This window comes from Burkholderia sp. 4M9327F10, from assembly GCF_005503145.1.
Taxonomy (GTDB): domain Bacteria; phylum Pseudomonadota; class Gammaproteobacteria; order Burkholderiales; family Burkholderiaceae; genus Paraburkholderia.
In genome coordinates this window covers 23,538-41,761 of the sequence record NZ_SCNV01000067.1, presented here as the reverse complement: position 1 = coordinate 41,761, position 18,224 = coordinate 23,538, and the positions used below count along the sequence as shown (strand labels likewise).

Here is an 18,224-nt window from a genome sequence, read left to right as displayed (position 1 = left end):
GTTCCGGCACGGCTCGCCTCGACCCGCCTGCCCAACAAACCGCTCGCCGACATTGGCGGCAAGCCGATGGTCGTGCGCGTCGCGGAACGCGCACTGGCCTCCGGTGCCCAGCAGGTGCTGATCGCCTCGGATGCGCAAGCGGTCCTCGATGTCGCACGCGAACACGGCATTGAAGCCATGCTGACGCGCGCCGACCATCCGTCGGGCACCGACCGTCTCGCGGAAGTGGCGGCCCATTTCGGCTGGAGCGACGACACGCTCGTCGTCAACGTGCAGGGCGACGAACCGCTGATCGATCCCGCGCTGGTGTGCGGCGTTGCGTCGCACCTCGCCGCCAATCCCGGCTGCGCCATTGCGACGGCGGCTCACCCGATCAGCGACCCCGCCGAAATCTTCACTCCGAACGTCGTCAAGGTCGTCCTCGACGCACGCGGCATAGCGCTGTACTTCTCCCGCGCGCCGATCCCCTGGGCGCGCGACGCCTGGCAGCCGCACTGGCCCGAAATCGCCGCCATGCCTGCCCCGCCGGCCCCTGCGACGGTTTACCGGCATATCGGACTGTATGCATATCGTGCAAAGTTTCTGCGCTCCTATCCCACGCTCGCGCATTCGCCGATCGAGCAGGTCGAGGCGCTCGAACAACTGCGCGCGATGTGGCATGGCGAGCGGATTGCCGTCCTCGTCACTGACGACGTGCCGCTGCCAGGCGTCGATACCCCCGCCGACCTCGCCCGCGTAAGGTCGTTATTCGATCCGTCCGCGTAAAAACCCATGGCATAATCAAACGGTTGTGCGCACCATCTGCAATGATCGTTCGTCAGGGTTTGTCCGGTCGTCCCGCTGTCCCCCTTGCAGCGCCGTCGTCATAGACGTGCAGCGCGAGGCGCATTGCGGCCGGCTCGATGCGGGCCCCCTGAAGCCAACGCGCAGATAACCTCAAGCGTCGCGCCACGAAAGAATTCACATAGATCTGGAGATATCACATGCGTTTAATCCTGTTGGGTGCTCCCGGAGCGGGCAAGGGCACTCAGGCAACCTTCATCAAGGAAAAGTTCGGCATTCCGCAAATTTCCACCGGCGACATGCTGCGTGCGGCCGTCAAGGCCGGCTCGCCGCTCGGCGTTGAAGCGAAGCGTTTCATGGACGCCGGCGAACTGGTGCCGGACGAGCTGATCATCAACCTCGTCAAGGAGCGTCTGAAGGAAGCGGACTGCGCGAACGGCTATCTGTTCGACGGCTTCCCGCGCACGCTGCCGCAGGCGGAAGCCATGAAGCAGGCGGGCGTCGCGATCGACTACGTGCTGGAAATCGACGTGCCGTTCGACGAGATCATCGTGCGCATGAGCGGCCGCCGCGTCCACGCTGCGTCGGGCCGTACCTATCACGTCAAGTTCAACCCGCCGAAGGTCGAAAACGTCGACGACGTCACCGGCGAGCCGCTGATCCAGCGCGACGACGACAAGGAAGAAACGGTCAAGAAGCGCCTGGACGTGTACGTCGCACAGACCAAGCCGCTCATTGAGTACTACAACACGTGGGCGAAGCACGGCGATGCAACGAGCAGCCTGAAGGCGCCGCAGTACCGCGCTATTTCCGGCCTCGGCAGCGTGGATGAAATCCGTGCCCGCGTCTTCGAGGCGTTGAAGTAAGCAGGTGGGCCGGGCAGCGTTCGCGCCCTCGACACTGCTCCGCTCAGCGAGACGCAAGACCCCGCTTCACGAGAACCCGCCCAAATGGGCGGGTTTTTTATTGATGCCTCACAATGCCAGTTGGGTCACGGCGCAACACCGCCACCTGATTCGTTCAATGCGCCGTCCAAAGATGTCACTGCTTCTCGCTGCCTGTGCCACACCTATTTGCTCAGTTATCCAAAACAAACCCCACCCCTCACCAGCGCACCACTCCGGTGCAACAACCCGCCCTTTTGCTTTCCGCGCTGCAGCACAGCCGTTACAATCGACCATCGAAAAGATATTCGATCCTGACGATGACTGAACTGAATTCAAGGAGAAGACATGGAGATTCGTGACAACGTATTCCTGATCACCGGCGGTGCATCGGGCCTGGGCGCCGCCACGGCGCGCCTGTTCGCGGCAGAAGGCGGCAAGATCGTGGTCGCCGACCTGAATCACGACGCCGGCACTGCGCTCGCGCAGGAACTGGGCGGTGTATTCGTGAAGTGCGATGTGAGCCGTGAGGATGACGCCACCCAGGCAGTTGAGGCCGCGACGAAGCTCGGCACGTTGCGCGGGCTGATCAACTGCGCGGGCGTGGCGCCGGCCATCAAGACGGTCGGCAAGGACGGCCCGCATCCGCTCGATTCGTTCACGCGGACCATCTCGATCAACCTGATCGGCACCTTCAACATGATTCGCCTCGCCGCTGCGGCAATGGCGAAGAACGAGCCGAATGCGAATGGCGAGCGCGGCGTGATTATCAATACCGCGTCGGTGGCCGCGTTCGATGGCCAGATCGGCCAGGCAGCCTATGCGGCATCGAAAAGCGGCGTAGTCGGCATGACGCTGCCGATCGCACGCGACCTGTCACGCAACGCGATCCGTGTGATGACGATTGCACCGGGCATCTTCGAAACACCGATGCTGCTCGGCATGCCGCAAGAAGTGCAGGATGCGCTCGGCGCCATGGTTCCGTTCCCGCCGCGTCTGGGCAAGCCGGTGGAATACGCCATGCTCGCCAAGCAGATCTTCGACAATCCGATGCTCAACGGCGAAGTGATCCGCCTCGACGGTGCGATCCGCATGCAACCGAAGTAATCGGGCGTGCCGTGCCTCGGGTCATGCAGCGCACCGTCCGAAGCACGATGCGCGATGAAGTTTTGAGGGCAGACAAATGAAAACGCCTGCGGTGCGCTCGATGCGCATCGCAGGCGTTGTGCTTTCTGTAGCTGACTTAATCCCGGTCGTTATGCTGCGTGCGCTGGCGCAACTCGTGCAACTGCGACTCGACGACCGTCGCGTCGTCGGCATCGGGCCGGTCGCCCAGGTAGCGCTCCAGGTCTTCGAGCGCCGGGCGCAGATAGTCGAGCCGCGCATAAGCGAAGCCACGGTCGCGCACTTCCTCGATGCTCTCGGGCAACAGAATCACCAGACGCTGCTGCACGCCTAGCAGCCGCTGCCAGCGTTCCGTCTGAAGATAGGTCGCCTTCAGGTTACGCAGCATGCGCGCAATGATCTCGCGGCGCGTGGCCGGTTGCAGCAGCATGCGCAAGGCGCGGCTGACCGACTCGCCCGCCGAGGCCACATACGGCTCCAGCATCTCGACCATCTCGGACTCCGACAGCGAGTGCCCCGTGGTCGGGTCGAGCATCACGTCGCCGTCAGGCGTCGTCACGCGCAGCAGGAAATGGCCGGGGAACGACACGCCGCGCACCGGAATGCCAATCTGCTCGGCCATTTCCAGATACAGCACGGCAAGCGAAATCGGAATGCCGCGGCGCCGTTTCAGCACCACGTTCAGATGGCTGTTGTCGGGGTCGTAGTAATCGTTGAGGTTGCTGCCGAAGCCCAGCTCGCGGAAGAAAAAGCGATTGAGAATGCCGACTTTCTGCTTGATATCGGCATCGGCCGGCATGCGGCGCTGCAGGCGCACCACCAGTTCGTCGATCTCGGCGAGCGCGCCTTGCAGATCGAGATCGGGATAGGCGTCCTGTGCAAGCGAGAGCGCTGCCTCGGTCAGGGGCAGACTTTCGTCTTCGGCGACCAGCGTACTGAAATAGTCGAGAACCCGCGTCGTCGTGATCACTTCACTCGCCTTCTGAAATACGCGTACTTGAAGCCCATCAGCCAGAGCATACCGAAATATAGCGCAGCAAACAGCACGAGGCACGCAGCCAGCAGCACGATGCGTGCGAGCGGCCGCGCATGCAGGCCAATCCAGTCGAAGTTGATGGAGAACCAGTGCATCACGCCCGCCAGCACCAGGCACGCGCCGATCATCTGCACGAAGAAAACCAGCCAGCCGCTCGACGGCGTATAGATGCCGCGCCGGCGCAAACCGATGAACAGCAGCATCGCATTCATGCAGGCGCCGAGCCCGACGCTAAGGGTCAACCCTGCGTGCGCGAAGATCGGCACAAAAACATAGTTGCTCAACTGCGTGACGACCAGCACGCCAACCCCGATCTTCACCGGTGTCTTGATGTCCTGCTTCGCGTAGAAGCCCGGCGCGAGAATCTTGATGAGGATGAGCCCGATCAGCCCAACCCCGTATGCCGCCAGCGCACGCCCCACCATCACGACCGAGTGGGCGTCGAATTTGCCGTAGTGGAACAGCGTGGCGGTGAGCGGCTCGGCAAAGAAAAACAGCGCGATCGCGCTCGGCGCGGCGAGCAGGAAGGTCACGCGCAGCCCCCAGTCGAGCAGCGACGAGTACTCGTGCGGATCGGCATCGACGTGCGCCTTGGAAAGGCTGGGCAGCAAGATCGTGCCGAGCGCGACGCCGAGCAGCGCGGTCGGGAATTCCATCAGGCGGTCGGCGTAGTTGATCCACGAAACCGCACCCGGCCCGATCCGCGAGGCAATGTTCGTATTGATAATGAGGCTGATCTGCGCGACCGAGACCGCGAACATGGCCGGCACCATCTTCACCAGCACGCGCTTGACGCCGCGATGCGCCAGCGCGCGCACCGGGTTCCAGCCGATGCGCGGCACCATGTCGATCTTCTTGAGGCCGGGCAACTGCACGAGGAACTGCAGCACGCCGCCGGCGATCACCGCCCAGGCGAGTGCGTAGACCGGCGTCTTCATATGCGGCGCGGCGAACACGGCCGCGACGATGAACGAGACGTTCAGCAGCACGGGCGCAAAAGCCGGCAGCGAAAAGTTCTTGTAAGTATTCAGCACGCCCGAGGCCAGTGAGGTCAGCGAGATGAATACGATGTAGGGGAACATGATGCGCGTCATCGTGACGGCAAGCGGATACGCCTGACCGTCATGGGCCAGACCCGACGCGACCACGAACACGACCCCGGAGGCCCCCACCACGCCGAGCAGCGAGAGGAAGGCCAGCGCCCAGGCCAGCACGGTAGAGGTGGCGTCGACAAGCGCCTTGGTGGCGTCATGCCCCTGCTGGTTCTTGAACTCGGCAAGAATCGGCACGAACGCCTGCGAGAACGCACCTTCCGCAGAGATCCGGCGCAGCAGATTGGGAATGCGAAAAGCGACGTAGAACGCGTCGGTGAATTGGCTGGCGCCGAACGCACGGGCGATCAGCGTTTCGCGGGCCAGTCCGGTCACGCGCGACAGCAGCGTGAAGCCGCTGACCGTCAGCAGGGCTCGGAATAGATTCATGGGGCGCTTATTATACGGGTGCCGCAGACGCGGTCGACGAGCCGGGACGCGAGTCGGACCGATTTCCGGCGCAGACGTTCGCTTCGACGTGCATTCCAGGCGCTGCGAAAATGGGGTTTCGACGCGTTTTTGCGCTGCCGGGACGACTCTCCGCCCCGCAGGCCAAGCACTGAACGGGCGCCACCACACCTGCCTGGCAAGGCGGCTGCCCCGCCGAACCACGCATTTCCGTTTGCCACGTGCCTGATTTTGTTGCTATAATCGCCCGTTTCGAAGCTTGCTCAGCTTTCGGACAGCGTCTCGATGTGCCTTGGGTTCGCCCTGAGCGCCCTGTCAATGCCTGCTGAAACGAGCCTGATTTCGCGTAGTTGAATCAATAGATGCGTCGATGATGCGTCAATAGACGCATCGGCAGATTCGTCAGTCACTTCGACATTTTTTGCGCTCTTGGGCAATCGCTTCCAAGAGTTCGATCTAAAAGCAGCGCCCGGCCACTTGAAGGTCAGGTACTGGAAACAGGAACAGGATAAGGAACCGTCATGGCTAACTCCGCACAAGCACGCAAGCGCGCCCGTCAGGCCGCCAAAGCAAACTCGCACAACTCGGCGCTGCGCTCGAAGTTCCGCACGGCAATCAAGGCTGTCCGCAAGGCGATCGACGCCGGCGACAAGGCTAAGGCCGCTGAGATCTTCCAGGCGTCGTCGAAGACGATCGACATCATCGCCGACAAGAAAATCGTTCACAAGAACAAGGCAGCTCGCCATAAGAGCCGCCTCGCTGCAGCCATCAAGGGTCTGCAAGCGCCCGCAGCGCAGTAAATCCGGCCAGCCCGCTTCGGTGGGCTACCTCCTGTTTCCGCTGCGTCATGAAAGCCCGCCTAGGCGGGCTTTTTTGTTTGGTTCCGCCCTTCACTACCGCTCATGCGTTGTCAGTGCAGGGCTTGGCACTCCCAGACCCGCGGCCCGGTGACAGGCACAAAAAAACCCGCTTGCGCGGGTTTCATCTTTTCCATTCGTCCTGTTGTCGCAGTTTGCCGGTGTGGCAAGCTCCAGATTACCTGGCCTTCAGCGCTTGCTGGATACCGTGATCGGGAGGCAGTTCGCACGCCTCGGTCACCACAAGGTCGTTGTCCTTCGCGAAGTTCATGACGAAATCAAATGCCATCGGCTCGATATCGCGCAACCGTGAGTCGAGGATCACGCACTTGAGATCGTCGAGCATCGTAGGACGGACATAAAGCGAGTACTGCATGTAGGCGTTCGGCCCTTTTTTCGAGCCCGGTCCGAACATGGACATGACCCCGGCGAGGCGCTCCGACCAGTCGCTCGGCCGAAACTTCTTTCCGCTCTTGGTAATGCCCTGAATGAAATATTCGGTTGGAGCTGCTTCGGCCATGTAGGAGTACCTGTGTGACTGCCCAGCAAAATGCCAGCGAATACGCGGCTGCCTGACTGGCTCACTCGACCCGCCGTGCACGACCCCAGGCGACACGCCACAGGCGCCGCAGCGCCAACCAGGGCCACTTCGGCAATTGTCATGACGGCGCGCCGCCAGGAAAGCTTTCCATACGCGCGAGCCGTGTCCCGCAGGCGTGGAGCCTGCCTGCCGGGCTTTTGGAAACCCCAAGATTATAGCGCAGCGGACCTTTTTCCGCACTGCACACAAGAATCCTCCGAGCACTCGTACACCCGTGTAGGAATGACCGCAGAGCCTTTCCGGCTAACTCGTCAAACACGCAAAAATCCTTTATGCTGGTTAGAGTTACCACAAACGATGGCGGCGACGTCCGGCAATTTCGCCGGGGGAGACCGCCATATTTGTTTTATGACCGCCAAGAAAATTCGCCACTACCTGCAGTTCAACGATTTCTCGCTGGAAGACTACGAGTATGTGCTCGAGCGCGCGCGCATTCTGAAGCGTAAGTTCAAGAACTACGAGACCTACCACCCGCTGCACGACCGCACGCTCGCGATGATCTTCGAGAAGAACTCCACGCGCACGCGCCTGTCGTTCGAAGCGGGCATCTTCCAGTTAGGCGGCCATGCGGTATTCATGAGCACGCGAGATACGCAACTGGGTCGCGGCGAGCCGATCGAAGACGCCGCGCAGGTCATCTCGCGGATGGTGGACATCATCATGATCCGGACCTTCGGCCAGGACATCCTCAAGCGTTTTGCCGAAAATTCGCGCGTGCCGGTCATCAACGGCCTGACCAACGAATATCACCCTTGCCAGGTGCTGGCGGACATCTTCACGTATTTCGAGCACCGCGGCCCGATTCGCGGCAAGACCGTGGCATGGGTCGGCGACGCCAACAACATGCTGTACACGTGGATCGAAGCGGCGCAGATTCTCGGCTTCAAGCTGCGCCTGTCCACCCCGCCGGGCTACAAGCTCGACCGCGCCATGGTGGCGGCGGAAAGCGCGCCGTTCGTCGAAGAGTTTGACGATCCGCACGAGGCTTGCGCCGGCGCCGATCTCGTCACCACCGACGTCTGGACCAGCATGGGCTTCGAGGCTGAAAACGAAGCGCGCAAGGCAGCATTCGCCGACTGGTGCGTGGACGCCGAGATGATGGCCCGCGCCAACCCGGATGCGCTCTTCATGCACTGCCTGCCGGCCCACCGTGGCGAGGAAGTCAGCGCGGAGGTGATCGACGGACCGCAGAGCGTCGTGTGGGACGAGGCGGAAAATCGCCTGCACGTGCAAAAGGCATTGATGGAATTTTTGTTGCTCGGCAAGCTGAACCACTGAGCGGACGCCTTCGCGAGGTTAGGCGCGTTGAGGTCCGCTTACGAGGCGGCCCAATCTCTGCACACTAGCAGCCAGCAAAAAGGCGCCAGGATCGATGATCGTGGCGCCTTTTTAGTCTCTCGCAACAAACGCTCTGCTCGCCCGGGAGCTCCCTTACAAGCAAACCGGCTCCGCCTCCAGCTCGACGCCAAACCGCTCGCGCACGTCACGCTGAATCGCCTGCGCCAGTGCCAGCACCTCGGCCCCGCTCGCGCCGCCGCGATTCACCAGCACCAGCGCCTGGCGCTCATGCACGGCCGCCGCGCCCATCCCGCGGCCCTTCCAGCCGCACCGGTCGATTAGCCAGCCTGCTGCAAGCTTCACCGCACCATCGGGCTGGCGGTATGACACCACCTCCGGCTCTCGCTGCCGCAACGCTTCGAAGCGCGCCGCATCGATCACCGGATTCTTGAAGAAGCTGCCCGCGTTGCCCAGTTGCACCGGGTCGGGCAGCTTCGCGCGCCGCACCGCCACGACTGCGTCGAAAATCGCCTGCGCGCTTGGCGAGGCGTCGCCATGCCCCTCGGCGGCCAGTTCGCGTGCGATGTCCGCATAGCTCGCACGCGGCACCCACGCCTTCGGCAAACGGAAGGTGACCGACGTAATCACAAAGCGGTCGCGCCCTTCGCGCTTGAAAAAACTGTCGCGATAGCCGAAGCGGCAAGCCGCCGCGTCGAGTTCGTGCACCTCGCCGGTCGCCAGCTCCACGGCGCGCAGCGACGCAAAGCGTTCGCACATTTCCAGGCCGTAGGCGCCGATATTCTGGATCGGCGCAGCGCCCACCGTCCCCGGGATCAGCGCGAGATTTTCCAAACCCGGCATTTCCTGCGCGAGAGTCCAGCTCACAAAGTCGTGCCAGTTTTCGCCGGCGGCAGCTTCGACGTACCACGCTTCGCCGTCTTCACGCACGAGACGCCGGCCGCCCAGCGCCACCAGCAGCACGAGGCCCTCGAAGTCGCCCGTCAGCACGACGTTGCTGCCTCCGCCCAGCACCAGGCGAGGCAAGCCCGCCACTCGCGGATCGCGCACGGCGGCGAGCAGTTGCTCCTCGCGCTCGATGCGGCACGCGAACCGCGCGCGAACATCGAAGCCAAAGGTGTTGTGGGCCTTGAGCGGGTAGCCGCTGAGTAAAACAGTGGAGTCGGACTGGGACATCAGGGACATCGAAATGTGAGGGCCGTCTGCGGCCGTCCCGGCGTTGGTGCGCGGCGGCCTTGGGCAAAAGAGTAAGGCGTCGGTAAAATGACGTCCGGTTCGTGATTATAGCGAGTGCATCGCGCGCAGCCGTCCGGCGGCGCCAGGCACCGCAGCACTATTGGGAGAGAGCAATGCCATCGTTTGACGTCGTGTGCGAAGCCAACATGATCGAAGTCAAGAACGCGATCGAGCAGTCCAACAAGGAAATTTCCACCCGCTTCGACTTCAAGGGGTCGGACGCACGCGTCGAGCATAAGGAGCATGAACTGACGCTGTACGCGGACGACGACTTCAAGCTGGGTCAGGTCAAGGACGTGATGGTGTCGAAAATGGCCAAGCGCAATGTGGATGTGCGCTTCCTCGACTACGGCAAGATTGAAAAGATCGGCGGCGACAAGGTCAAGCAGGTCGTCACCGTGAAGAAAGGCGTATCGGGCGATCTGGCGAAAAAGATCGTCAGGCTCGTGAAAGACAGCAAGATCAAGGTCCAGGCGAGCATTCAGGGCGACGCCGTACGTGTGTCGGGCACCAAGCGGGACGATCTGCAGAGCGTGATTGCGCTGCTGCGCAAGGATGTCACGGATACGCCGCTCGACTTCAACAACTTCCGCGACTAAAGCGGTCAGGCGGGGCGGTCAGGCGGAGCGCCCGAAGCCCTGCGCCATGCCGGGGGCATTTCTCTTGCGCAAGACGCAGGGCACGTCGAGCCCCTACCCCGGAGTGAGCCGCGAGCCCGTAGCCATCGGAGCGTATCCGACTGGCTCTGCGCTTTCTCCGGCCGCGCAGCCGCTACAGCCTCACCCTGGCTTTGGCAAATTCAGTGCCGCTTGGCGGTGGTTTGCGCCTCTGCGCTCTTCTTGCCGCCAATGCGGCTTTCCTGCCCGGCGATCAGCTTGGCGATGTTGCCGCGATGCCGCCAGATCAGCAGCGCGCTCATGGCGACGATCGCCAGCGCAATAATGTTCGCGCCGAACAGGAAGCCGTCGAAGAGCGGAGCGAACACCGCCGCCGCCAGCGCCGCGAGCGACGAATAGCGGAAGAAGAACGCGACGATCAGCCAGGTCAGCAAGGTGGCAAAACCGAGCACCGGGTTGATGGCGAGCAGCACGCCAGCCGCGGTTGCGACGCCCTTGCCGCCCTTGAAACGGAAAAATACCGGATACAGATGGCCGAGAAACACGGCAATTGCGGCCAGTGCAATCGCCGTATCGTCGAGGCCGTAGTGCGCGCCGAAGTGGCTCACGAGCCAGACGGCGAGCCATCCCTTGAACGCATCGCCGATCAGCGTAAGAACCGCGGCTGTCTTGTTGCCGCTTCGCAGAACGTTGGTGGCGCCGGGATTCTTCGAGCCGTACGAGCGCGGGTCGGCCAGCCCCATCACGGAACTGACGATCACGGCAAACGACACCGAACCAATCAGATAGGCGACGACGGCGACAATCAGGTTTTCCATCTGGGGACTCTTATAGGTATCGGGAAGCGCAACAGGTGCGACAGGCTCAACAGGTGCAACGGGCCCAACATGCCCCCGCGGCGCGAACGGAACGGCGAACATTTTACCGAACCGGACCGCTGCGGCCATTCACTTTTATAGAGTGCTGCCAGCAAAACACCCGGCCGCCTCGGGTTTGCCCTCACCTGGCTGGCGAGCCCACCGCACAGCGGCCACCGCCACGGCCAGCGCTCGCAAGCCGCTCAGTCCACGCTCGCGCATTGCACCGGCTTGGCTTCCAGCAGTTCGGTGAGCACAGCCGGCGCGATGCTGACGAGAAACCCGCGCCGCCCGCCGTTCAGCCAGATCTTCTCAATCTCGAGAATACTGGACTCCACATACACCGGCATCGCCTTGCGGGTGCCGAATGGCGAGGTGCCGCCGATCAGGTAGCCCGAATGCCGGTTCGCCACCTCGGGCTTGCACGGTTCGACGCGCTTGGCGCCAATCTGGCGCGCGAGGTTCTTGGTGGAGACGGTGCGGTCGCCGTGCATCAGCACGATCAGCGGCTTGGCGTGCTCGTCTTCCATGACCAGCGTCTTGACGACCTGATGCTCGTCCACGCCGAGCTGGCGCGCCGATTCCGCGGTGCCGCCGTGCTCGACATAATCGTAAGGGTGCTCCCCGAAGGCGACGCCATGACGGCGCAGAAACTGCGTCGCGGGCGTTTCGGAGACGTGTCTGGATTTGCTCATCGGCGCATTGTAATGGCGACTTCCCGCAACGGCTATTTGCCGAACGGCCAATTGTGCGCCCCCCGTGGCTGTGGCACGATCGTTCGAGAATCACCGGGCGCAGCGTACCCCGGGCACCCTATCGTTTCAAGGAGACAGCGTTGACCCACGATTCGCCCGCGCACAGCGCCATTCACGTGCCTGCCTTGCTCGCCGCGTTACCGCGCCGCATTGCCGAGATTCCGGCGCTGGCGGCGGCGCGCGATCCGCAGCATGTCGCGCTGATCGAAGACGCGCGCCGGCTGACGAGCGCACAACTGCTCGAGGCCGTGAACGCGACCGCGCAACAGCTGCGCGAACGGGGTGTGCGAAGCGGCGACCGGGTGATGATCGTCGCGGAGAACAGCATCGCCCAGATTGTGCTGCTGTTCGCTACCGCGCAGCTCGACGCCTGGGCGCTCGTGTCGAACGCGCGCCTGTCCGCGGCAGAACTGGACGCAATCCGCGCGCACGCCCAGCCGCGCCTCGTGGCCTATGCCGCGGAAAGCTCGCCCGACGCACAGCAGCATGCGCAGCGCCACGGCGCAGTGGCCGCGCCCGCGCTCACGCCGGATATCGGCGCATGGGCTTACACCACAGACGCCTCCGTCAGCGCGGAGCCGGTCGAACACGCCGGCGAGCGCCAATGCGCCGCGCTGATCTACACCACCGGCACCACCGGCGCGCCCAAGGGCGTGATGCTGTCGCACCGCAACCTGCTATTTATCGCGGCGATTTCGAGCGGCCTGCGCCGTGTCGGCCCGGACGATGTGGTGTACGCAGTCCTGCCCATATCGCACGTGTACGGTTTCGCCTCGGTGTGCCTCGGCAGCCTGTACGCGGGCGCCACGCTGCGGCTCGCGCCGCGTTTCGCGCCGGAAGCGGTGCGCCGCGCGCTGGCGCAAGAACGCGTGTCGATCTTCCAGGGTGTGCCCGCGATGCACGCCAAGCTGCTCGAACATCTGCAGAGCCATGCCCATACGTGGTCCGCGCCGCATCTGCGCTTCGCCTATTCGGGCGGCTCGCCGCTCGACGCCGCGCTCAAGGCCCAGGTCGAAAGCGTCTATGGCACGACGCTGCACAACGGCTACGGCATGACCGAGAGCAGCCCGACGGTCGCGCAAACCATGCTCGACGCGCCGCGCAGCGATTGCTCGGTAGGCCACGCGATTCCGGGCATCGAGGTGCGCTTCGTAAGCAGCGAGGGCGTCGATGTTGCGCAGGGCGAGGTCGGCGAATTGTGGGTGCGCGGCCCGAACGTCATGCTCGGCTACTACCGCAATCCGGAGCAGACCCACGCCGCGATCACCGCGGACGGCTGGCTCAAGACCGGCGATCTCGCACGCCAGGACGCCGACGGCGCGCTGCATATCGTCGGGCGCAGCAAGGAGCTGATCATCCGCTCGGGCTTTAACGTGTATCCGGCAGAAGTCGAGCATGTGCTCAACGCTCACCCGGAAGTCGTGCAGTCGGCGGTGATTGGACGCGCGGTGGAAGGCAACGAGGAAGTGATCGCCTTCGTCGAATTGACGGCCGGCGCCAAGGTCACGCCGGCTGAGCTGATTGCCTGGTGCGGCGAACGCCTCGCCCCCTATAAGCGTCCTGCGCAAGTGCGCCCGCTCGCCGCGCTGCCGGCCGCGTCAACCGGCAAGATTCTCAAGCACCGGCTGCGCGAGCTGGTTTAAACGGCGGCACAACTCATGAAAAGAAAATCACGACGCACTCGCTGTTTTCAAACACGCTCGGCCACCCCTCATCCGCGCGGATGATGTGCCGCGTGCAACGACTTCAGCCGCTCCCGCGCGACGTGCGTATAAATCTGCGTGGTCGAAATATCGGTGTGGCCCAGCAGCAGTTGCACCACGCGCAGATCCGCGCCGTGATTTAGCAGATGGGTAGCGAACGCATGCCGCAGCGTATGCGGCGACAGCGGCGCATGCACCTCGGCAGCCGCTGCGTGGCGCTTGATGATGTTCCAGAACTGCTGGCGCGTCATGCCCTCGGCGCGGGTGGTGACAAACAGCGCATCGGCCGCGCGGGCGCCGAGCAGCGCCGGCCGCGCCTCGCGCAGATAGCGTTCGATCCACCCGTGCGCCTCCTCTCCAAATGGAATCAGGCGCTCTTTCGAACCCTTGCCCATCACCCTCACCACGCCTTCGTTGAGGCCCACTTCCACCGTTTTCAGCGTGACCAGTTCGGTCACGCGCAGGCCGCTTGCATACATCAGCTCCAGCATCGTGCGGTCGCGCAGGCCAAGCGATGTATCGATATCGGGCGCGCCTAGCAGCGCTTCGACCTGCGCTTCGCTCAGCGTCGCAGGAAAGCGCGCCGGCTGTTTGGCCGAGCGAATGCGCAGCGTCGGGTCCAGCTGGGCGCGATGCTCGCGCACGGCCCACGCGTAGTAGCGGCGGAACACCGAGAGCCGCCGGTTCGACGAAGTCGACTTGTCCTTTTGCCGCACCACGCTATAGGCGGTGAGGTCCGCTTCGCTCGCCGTATCGAGTGAAGCGTTGCGGCTCTGCGCGAGCCACTCGCAGAAGAGGCGCAGATCGCGCCGGTAGGCGTCGAGCGTATTGCGCGAGAGGCCATGCTCGAGCCAGAGCGCGTCGCAGAATGCATCGATTGAGGCGTTGCTCGCCACGAACAATGGAGACGCCGCGGGGGCGTCGGCAAGAATGGTGTCGCTCATGCGTAGGGCACGCCCTCGTGCGCCAGCAGCCAGCGCTTCACATTGCTAAAGAAGTTGTCCCCCGCATGATGCGCGAAGCCGCCAAGGCCGCCCGAGGCGACCACCCGGTGACACGGAATCACCAGCGGAAAATAGTTCGAGCCGCACGCCTGCCCGACCGCCCGCGGCACGCTGCCCACCCGGCTCGCGAGCTGCCCATACGTCAGCACGACACCGGGGGGAATCTCGCTGATTGCCGCCCACACGCGCCGCTGAAACGCGGTGCCCACCGCAGCCAGGGGCAGGTCGAAGCCCGCCGAAGCGCGCTCCAGATAACGCTCGATCTGCTGCGCGGCCTCTTTGGCAAGCGCTGTTTCAGGTGCGATGCTGTCCACCGAATCCGGCAAATAGACGATCTCACGCACGGCGTCGGCTTCGAGACGAATGCCGACCTTGCCGAACGGTGCGTCGATCACTGCGTTGAACATGATGTGCTGGTCCGTTTTGCTTAACCCCTCCAGACGCGACCCTTTGCCACGCCGGAACTCCCCTACTGTACGCCGCCTGCTTGCTGACCTTCAAGCGGGCTTCACGCCGCGCTTCAAGCCGGGCTAAGTGCGGCAGCTTCAAGCGCCCATTCCACATGCTCGCGCACCAGCGGCGACGGATCGTCCACGCGCCGTCGCAAGGCCTCGACAATCGCGGCGCGCGCATCAGCGGCAAGATTCGCCGGATCGGCACGCAACGCGTTGCCCATGCCGACCGCGAGATTGCGCAGCCAGGACTCGTAGCCGATGCGGCGAATCGCACTGCCCTGCATGCGGGTATCGAACTCCTGCGCACTCCAGTCGAACAGTTCGACCAGCGTCGCGCGATCGAGGCCGTGCCGCACGTCGAAATCGGCAACCGGCGCCGCCTTGGCAAACTTGTTCCACGGACAAACAAGCTGGCAATCGTCGCAGCCATACACACGGTTGCCGATTAGCGGCCGCAATTCCAGTGGAATACTGCCTTTCAGTTCGATGGTCAGGTAGGAGATGCAACGGCGCGCGTCGACCTTGTAGGGCGCGACGATCGCACCCGTCGGACAGGCATCGATGCAACGCGTGCAACTGCCGCAATGCGCGCCCGGCGTTTGCGGGGACTCGGCCGGTGCGGTTTCGGCATCGGTCGGCAGCGGCACATCCACGTAGATTTCGCCGAGAAAGAACAGCGAGCCGGCGTCGCGTTGCAGCAACAGCGTGTGCTTGCCGCGCCAGCCGATTCCGGCTTTCTGGGCCAGCTCGACCTCCAGAACCGGGGCCGAGTCGGTGAACACGCGGTACCCGTATGCGCCGATTTCCGCTTCGATCCTGTCGGCAAGCTGCTGCAGGCGGTTGCGCATCACCTTGTGGTAATCGCGGCCCCGCGCGTAGATCGAGACCACGGCGGCGCTCGGGTCGCCAAGCCGGGCATGTTCATCGGCGCGCCAGTTGCGCGTTTCCTGCAGCGCGCTTTCGCCCGGCTTTCCATCCTCTGCGCCGTCCGGCAAATGAGGGGGCAAATGAGCCGGCAAAACAGCGGGCAAATAGGCCATCCGCGCGCTGATGACGCGTCGCGTATGGGCCACAAGCTCCGCGGGACGCGCGCGTTTCATCCCATGTTTGGCCATATAATCCATCTCGCCGTGGCAGCCCTCTTCGAGCCAAGCAGCGAGACCCGCCTCGGCAGCGGAGAGATCGGTGTCGCTGATGCCGACCGCCCCGAAACCTAGTTCGCGGCCCCACGTTTTGATGCGCAGGGCAAGCGCCGCCAGCGTCGCTTCATCCAGGTGACGCATGGCACGCGCATCGTCATGGGACGCAGGCGTGCAGGAAACGGGGGACTCCGGACTTCGGTTCATCACGCCATTTTACGAGAATGCCCGACAACTCCGATCTCTCGATCCAACCGCCTGCCGCCGTTCTGCTAGAGCGTCACTTTGCGCTCGCAGACGAAGCCGCCACCAATGCGTTTGGTGTGCGCTTCGCGCAAGCGCTCGAGAGCGTGCGCCTCGCCGCGCAGCGGGCACCCCACGGCAACGCGGCTTTCCAGGGTCTGCAGGTGCAACTGACCGGCGACCTCGGCGCCGGCAAAACCACCCTCGTGCGCGCCACGCTGCGCGGCCTCGGCCACACCGGGCGCGTGCGCAGCCCCACCTATACGCTCGTCGAACCGTACGCGGTCGAAAGACCCGATGGGGAACTTGAGCTCTATCACTTCGATCTGTACCGTTTCACCGATCCGGCCGAATGGGCCGACGCCGGCTTTCGCGAGTATTTCGACAGCGGCGCGGTTTGCCTCGTCGAATGGCCGCAACGCGCGGGCGGCCTGCTAGGCGTGCCGGATCTTGTTTTCTCGCTCGAAGTCGACGGCGACGGCCGGCTGCTGATCGCCCGGGCGTATAGCGAATCAGGAAAAGCATGTCTAGAAAGATGTTAATCAAGCCATTTCGCTCGATCGAGTCTGCGGCTACCGCGTCGCACAACTGGCGGCGCCGGCAGATTCTGCGCGCCGGCGCTTCGTCGCTGGTGCTTGGCCTCGTCGCGCCGCGCCTCGCCTGGGCCAGTTCGGTGCTCGGCGTACGGGTCTGGCCGGCCCGCGACTACACCCGCGTGACAATCGAATCCGATCAGCCGCTGCAGAACACCCAGCAGTTGCTGCAAAGCCCCGACCGGCTGGTGGTGGACCTGAACGGCCTCGATCTCGACCAGGCGCTCAAGGATCTGGTCTCGAAGATCACGCCGAACGATCCGCAGATTCAGGCGGTGCGCGTTGGGCAGTATCAGCCGCATGTGGTGCGGATGGTGTTCGACCTGAAGGGTTCGGTGAAGCCGCAGGTATTCACGCTACCGCCGGTCGGCTCGTATAAGTACCGGCTGGTGTTCGACCTGTACCCGGCAGTCGCCCCCGATCCGCTGATGGACCTGATCGCGCAAAGCGAGCACAAGCAGCAGCGCCTCGACGAAAACAGCGCGCCGCCCAGCACGTTGAGCGGCCCGGCCACCACCCCGCCGGTCGCCGACAACAGCGAGGCGTTCTTCGACCGTTACGCGCAAAACAGCGGCGGCGCAGCCGACGTGCCGCACTCGCCGGTGCACACGGCGCCGGCGCCCGTGCCCGTTCCCGCGCCGCATGCGCTCGCCCAGATCCCGACACCGGCACCGGCTCCCACCCCCGGCAAACCTGCGGCGCCGTCGGCGGCGCTCGCCAACAATGGCAGCGGCGACGACAGCACCGACGACACCTACGCCTTCACCTCGCCGAAATCGGGCAAGGGCAATACGGTGCGCCTGCTGACCGTGGCCATCGATCCGGGCCACGGCGGCGAGGACCCGGGCGCCATCGGCAGTGCGGGCACCTACGAGAAGCACATCGCGCTCGACATCGCCAAGAGGCTGCGCGCGAAGATCGATGCGCAACCCAACATGCGCTCCATGATGACGCGCGACGACGACTTCTTCGTGCCGCTGAACGTGCGCGTGCAAAAAGCGCGGCGCGTCGGCGCGGACCTGTTCGTGTCGATCCACGCGGATGCGTTCACGACGCCGCTCGCACGCGGCTCGTCGGTATTCGCGTTGTCGGAACACGGGGCGTCGAGCGCGGCGGCCCGCTGGATGGCGAACAAGGAAAACTCGTCGGATCAGATCGGCGGCATCAATATCAAATCGGATGACGCCGCGGTGAATCGCGCGCTGTTCGATATGTCGACCACCGCGCAGATTCGCGACTCGATGCGCTACGGCAACTTCGTGCTCAACGAGATCGGCGACATCAACAAGCTGCACAAGGGCTCGGTAGAGCAAGCCGGCTTTGCCGTGCTGAAGGCGCCGGATATTCCTTCGATCCTCGTCGAAACGGCGTTCATCAGCAATCCGGACGAAGAGCGGCGTCTGAACGACGACGCCTATCGCGACCAGATGGCCTCGGCGATCCTGAAGGGCATCAAGCGGTATTTCGCGGCGAATCCGCCGCTGGCGAAAAGCCGCATGACCTGAGGCGAAGTGCGCCTATGAGTAGAAACGGCCGCTGCG

General features: G+C 63.8%; 18 protein-coding genes. 9 read left to right on the top strand and 9 right to left on the bottom strand.

Going from position 1 to position 18,224, the window contains the following annotated elements:
* The 3 genes from kdsB to FFS45_RS35615 form a co-directional block, all read left to right on the top strand.
* The coding region (gene kdsB / locus FFS45_RS35625; RefSeq protein ID WP_137959325.1) for a 3-deoxy-manno-octulosonate cytidylyltransferase at nt 1-765 on the top strand (765 nt) is incomplete at its 5' end.
* Nucleotides 766-983: 218 nt separating this feature from the next.
* Complete coding sequence (gene adk, locus FFS45_RS35620; RefSeq protein ID WP_137959324.1) at nt 984-1,649, top strand: adenylate kinase; 666 nt, start codon at nt 984-986, stop codon at nt 1,647-1,649.
* A gap of 366 nt (nt 1,650-2,015) precedes the next feature.
* Nucleotides 2,016-2,774, top strand: coding sequence for a 3-hydroxyacyl-CoA dehydrogenase (locus tag FFS45_RS35615; protein ID WP_137959323.1), 759 nt, complete (start codon nt 2,016-2,018; stop codon nt 2,772-2,774).
* Between the two features lie 136 nt (nt 2,775-2,910).
* Here FFS45_RS35615 and FFS45_RS35610 read toward each other — a convergent pair whose 3' ends face one another.
* Complete coding sequence (locus tag FFS45_RS35610) at nt 2,911-3,762, bottom strand: SirB1 family protein (RefSeq protein WP_137959322.1); 852 nt, start codon at nt 3,760-3,762, stop codon at nt 2,911-2,913.
* Nucleotides 3,759-5,309 (bottom strand): murein biosynthesis integral membrane protein MurJ, encoded by a 1,551-nt coding sequence (gene murJ, locus FFS45_RS35605; protein WP_137959321.1) that lies wholly within the window; start codon nt 5,307-5,309, stop codon nt 3,759-3,761. Before murJ ends, FFS45_RS35610 begins: the two co-directional genes overlap by 4 nt.
* A gap of 539 nt (nt 5,310-5,848) precedes the next feature.
* Between murJ and rpsT the strand changes: the two genes are divergently transcribed.
* Nucleotides 5,849-6,127, top strand: coding sequence for a 30S ribosomal protein S20 (gene rpsT, locus FFS45_RS35600; protein ID WP_006050052.1), 279 nt, complete (start codon nt 5,849-5,851; stop codon nt 6,125-6,127).
* A 235-nt stretch (nt 6,128-6,362) separates the two neighbouring features.
* Here rpsT and FFS45_RS35595 read toward each other — a convergent pair whose 3' ends face one another.
* Nucleotides 6,363-6,704 carry a DUF3579 domain-containing protein gene (locus FFS45_RS35595; RefSeq protein ID WP_137959320.1) on the bottom strand — a complete coding sequence of 114 codons (342 nt, stop codon included), beginning with the start codon at nt 6,702-6,704 and terminating at the stop codon, nt 6,363-6,365.
* 429 nt (nt 6,705-7,133) lie between these two features.
* On the opposite strand from FFS45_RS35595, the gene argF reads away from it, so the two are divergent.
* Nucleotides 7,134-8,063: an ornithine carbamoyltransferase gene (argF, locus tag FFS45_RS35590; protein ID WP_137959328.1), complete on the top strand. Its 930-nt coding sequence runs from the start codon at nt 7,134-7,136 to the stop codon at nt 8,061-8,063.
* 153 nt (nt 8,064-8,216) lie between these two features.
* Here argF and murB read toward each other — a convergent pair whose 3' ends face one another.
* The gene (gene murB, locus FFS45_RS35585; protein WP_137959319.1) at nt 8,217-9,257 is read right to left on the bottom strand and encodes a UDP-N-acetylmuramate dehydrogenase; all 1,041 of its coding nucleotides are present in this window, start codon (nt 9,255-9,257) and stop codon (nt 8,217-8,219) included.
* Between the two features lie 173 nt (nt 9,258-9,430).
* Between murB and FFS45_RS35580 the strand changes: the two genes are divergently transcribed.
* Complete coding sequence (locus tag FFS45_RS35580) at nt 9,431-9,916, top strand: YajQ family cyclic di-GMP-binding protein (RefSeq protein ID WP_137959318.1); 486 nt, start codon at nt 9,431-9,433, stop codon at nt 9,914-9,916.
* Nucleotides 9,917-10,116: 200 nt separating this feature from the next.
* On the opposite strand, the gene plsY is transcribed toward FFS45_RS35580, so the two are convergent.
* Both plsY and ybaK read right to left on the bottom strand, forming a co-directional pair.
* Complete coding sequence (gene plsY, locus FFS45_RS35575; protein ID WP_137959317.1) at nt 10,117-10,752, bottom strand: glycerol-3-phosphate 1-O-acyltransferase PlsY; 636 nt, start codon at nt 10,750-10,752, stop codon at nt 10,117-10,119.
* A gap of 242 nt (nt 10,753-10,994) precedes the next feature.
* Nucleotides 10,995-11,486 (bottom strand): Cys-tRNA(Pro) deacylase, encoded by a 492-nt coding sequence (gene ybaK, locus FFS45_RS35570; RefSeq protein WP_137959316.1) that lies wholly within the window; start codon nt 11,484-11,486, stop codon nt 10,995-10,997.
* Nucleotides 11,487-11,626: 140 nt separating this feature from the next.
* Here ybaK and FFS45_RS35565 point away from each other — a divergent pair, with 140 nt between their 5' ends.
* On the top strand, nt 11,627-13,189 hold the full coding sequence (locus FFS45_RS35565; RefSeq protein ID WP_137959315.1) for an AMP-binding protein: 1,563 nt from the start codon (nt 11,627-11,629) through the stop codon (nt 13,187-13,189).
* A 68-nt stretch (nt 13,190-13,257) separates the two neighbouring features.
* Here FFS45_RS35565 and xerD read toward each other — a convergent pair whose 3' ends face one another.
* The 3 genes from xerD to queG all read right to left on the bottom strand — a co-directional run bounded on the left by xerD (nt 13,258) and on the right by queG (nt 16,054).
* Nucleotides 13,258-14,193 carry a site-specific tyrosine recombinase XerD gene (gene xerD, locus FFS45_RS35560; protein WP_137959314.1) on the bottom strand — a complete coding sequence of 312 codons (936 nt, stop codon included), beginning with the start codon at nt 14,191-14,193 and terminating at the stop codon, nt 13,258-13,260.
* The gene (locus FFS45_RS35555; RefSeq protein WP_137959313.1) at nt 14,190-14,660 is read right to left on the bottom strand and encodes a methylated-DNA--[protein]-cysteine S-methyltransferase; all 471 of its coding nucleotides are present in this window, start codon (nt 14,658-14,660) and stop codon (nt 14,190-14,192) included. Before FFS45_RS35555 ends, xerD begins: the two co-directional genes overlap by 4 nt.
* A gap of 113 nt (nt 14,661-14,773) precedes the next feature.
* A complete protein-coding gene (queG, locus tag FFS45_RS35550; RefSeq protein WP_137959312.1) occupies nt 14,774-16,054 on the bottom strand; it encodes a tRNA epoxyqueuosine(34) reductase QueG in 1,281 nt (426 codons plus the stop codon).
* A 17-nt stretch (nt 16,055-16,071) separates the two neighbouring features.
* On the opposite strand from queG, the gene tsaE reads away from it, so the two are divergent.
* Together tsaE and FFS45_RS35540 are read left to right on the top strand one after the other, a co-directional pair.
* Complete coding sequence (tsaE, locus tag FFS45_RS35545; RefSeq protein WP_137959311.1) at nt 16,072-16,632, top strand: tRNA (adenosine(37)-N6)-threonylcarbamoyltransferase complex ATPase subunit type 1 TsaE; 561 nt, start codon at nt 16,072-16,074, stop codon at nt 16,630-16,632.
* On the top strand, nt 16,614-18,188 hold the full coding sequence (locus tag FFS45_RS35540) for an N-acetylmuramoyl-L-alanine amidase (protein WP_137959310.1): 1,575 nt from the start codon (nt 16,614-16,616) through the stop codon (nt 18,186-18,188). The genes tsaE and FFS45_RS35540 overlap by 19 nt, the downstream gene beginning before the upstream one ends.
* Nucleotides 18,189-18,224: the final 36 nt, after the last annotated feature.

Bases quoted from the DNA above. Each gene is read 5' to 3' on its own strand.
- adk (WP_137959324.1), top strand. From the start codon at position 984: ATGCGTTTAATCCTGTTGGGTGCTCCCGGAGCGGGCAAGGGCACTCAG.
- FFS45_RS35615 (WP_137959323.1), top strand. From the start codon at position 2,016: ATGGAGATTCGTGACAACGTATTCCTGATCACCGGCGGTGCATCGGGC.
- murJ (WP_137959321.1), bottom strand. From the start codon at position 5,309: ATGAATCTATTCCGAGCCCTGCTGACGGTCAGCGGCTTCACGCTGCTG.
- rpsT (WP_006050052.1), top strand. From the start codon at position 5,849: ATGGCTAACTCCGCACAAGCACGCAAGCGCGCCCGTCAGGCCGCCAAA.
- FFS45_RS35595 (WP_137959320.1), bottom strand. From the start codon at position 6,704: ATGGCCGAAGCAGCTCCAACCGAATATTTCATTCAGGGCATTACCAAG.
- argF (WP_137959328.1), top strand. From the start codon at position 7,134: ATGACCGCCAAGAAAATTCGCCACTACCTGCAGTTCAACGATTTCTCG.
- murB (WP_137959319.1), bottom strand. From the start codon at position 9,257: ATGTCCCAGTCCGACTCCACTGTTTTACTCAGCGGCTACCCGCTCAAG.
- FFS45_RS35580 (WP_137959318.1), top strand. From the start codon at position 9,431: ATGCCATCGTTTGACGTCGTGTGCGAAGCCAACATGATCGAAGTCAAG.
- plsY (WP_137959317.1), bottom strand. From the start codon at position 10,752: ATGGAAAACCTGATTGTCGCCGTCGTCGCCTATCTGATTGGTTCGGTG.
- ybaK (WP_137959316.1), bottom strand. From the start codon at position 11,486: ATGAGCAAATCCAGACACGTCTCCGAAACGCCCGCGACGCAGTTTCTG.
- xerD (WP_137959314.1), bottom strand. From the start codon at position 14,193: ATGAGCGACACCATTCTTGCCGACGCCCCCGCGGCGTCTCCATTGTTC.
- FFS45_RS35555 (WP_137959313.1), bottom strand. From the start codon at position 14,660: ATGTTCAACGCAGTGATCGACGCACCGTTCGGCAAGGTCGGCATTCGT.
- queG (WP_137959312.1), bottom strand. From the start codon at position 16,054: ATGAACCGAAGTCCGGAGTCCCCCGTTTCCTGCACGCCTGCGTCCCAT.
- tsaE (WP_137959311.1), top strand. From the start codon at position 16,072: ATGCCCGACAACTCCGATCTCTCGATCCAACCGCCTGCCGCCGTTCTG.
- FFS45_RS35540 (WP_137959310.1), top strand. From the start codon at position 16,614: ATGTCTAGAAAGATGTTAATCAAGCCATTTCGCTCGATCGAGTCTGCG.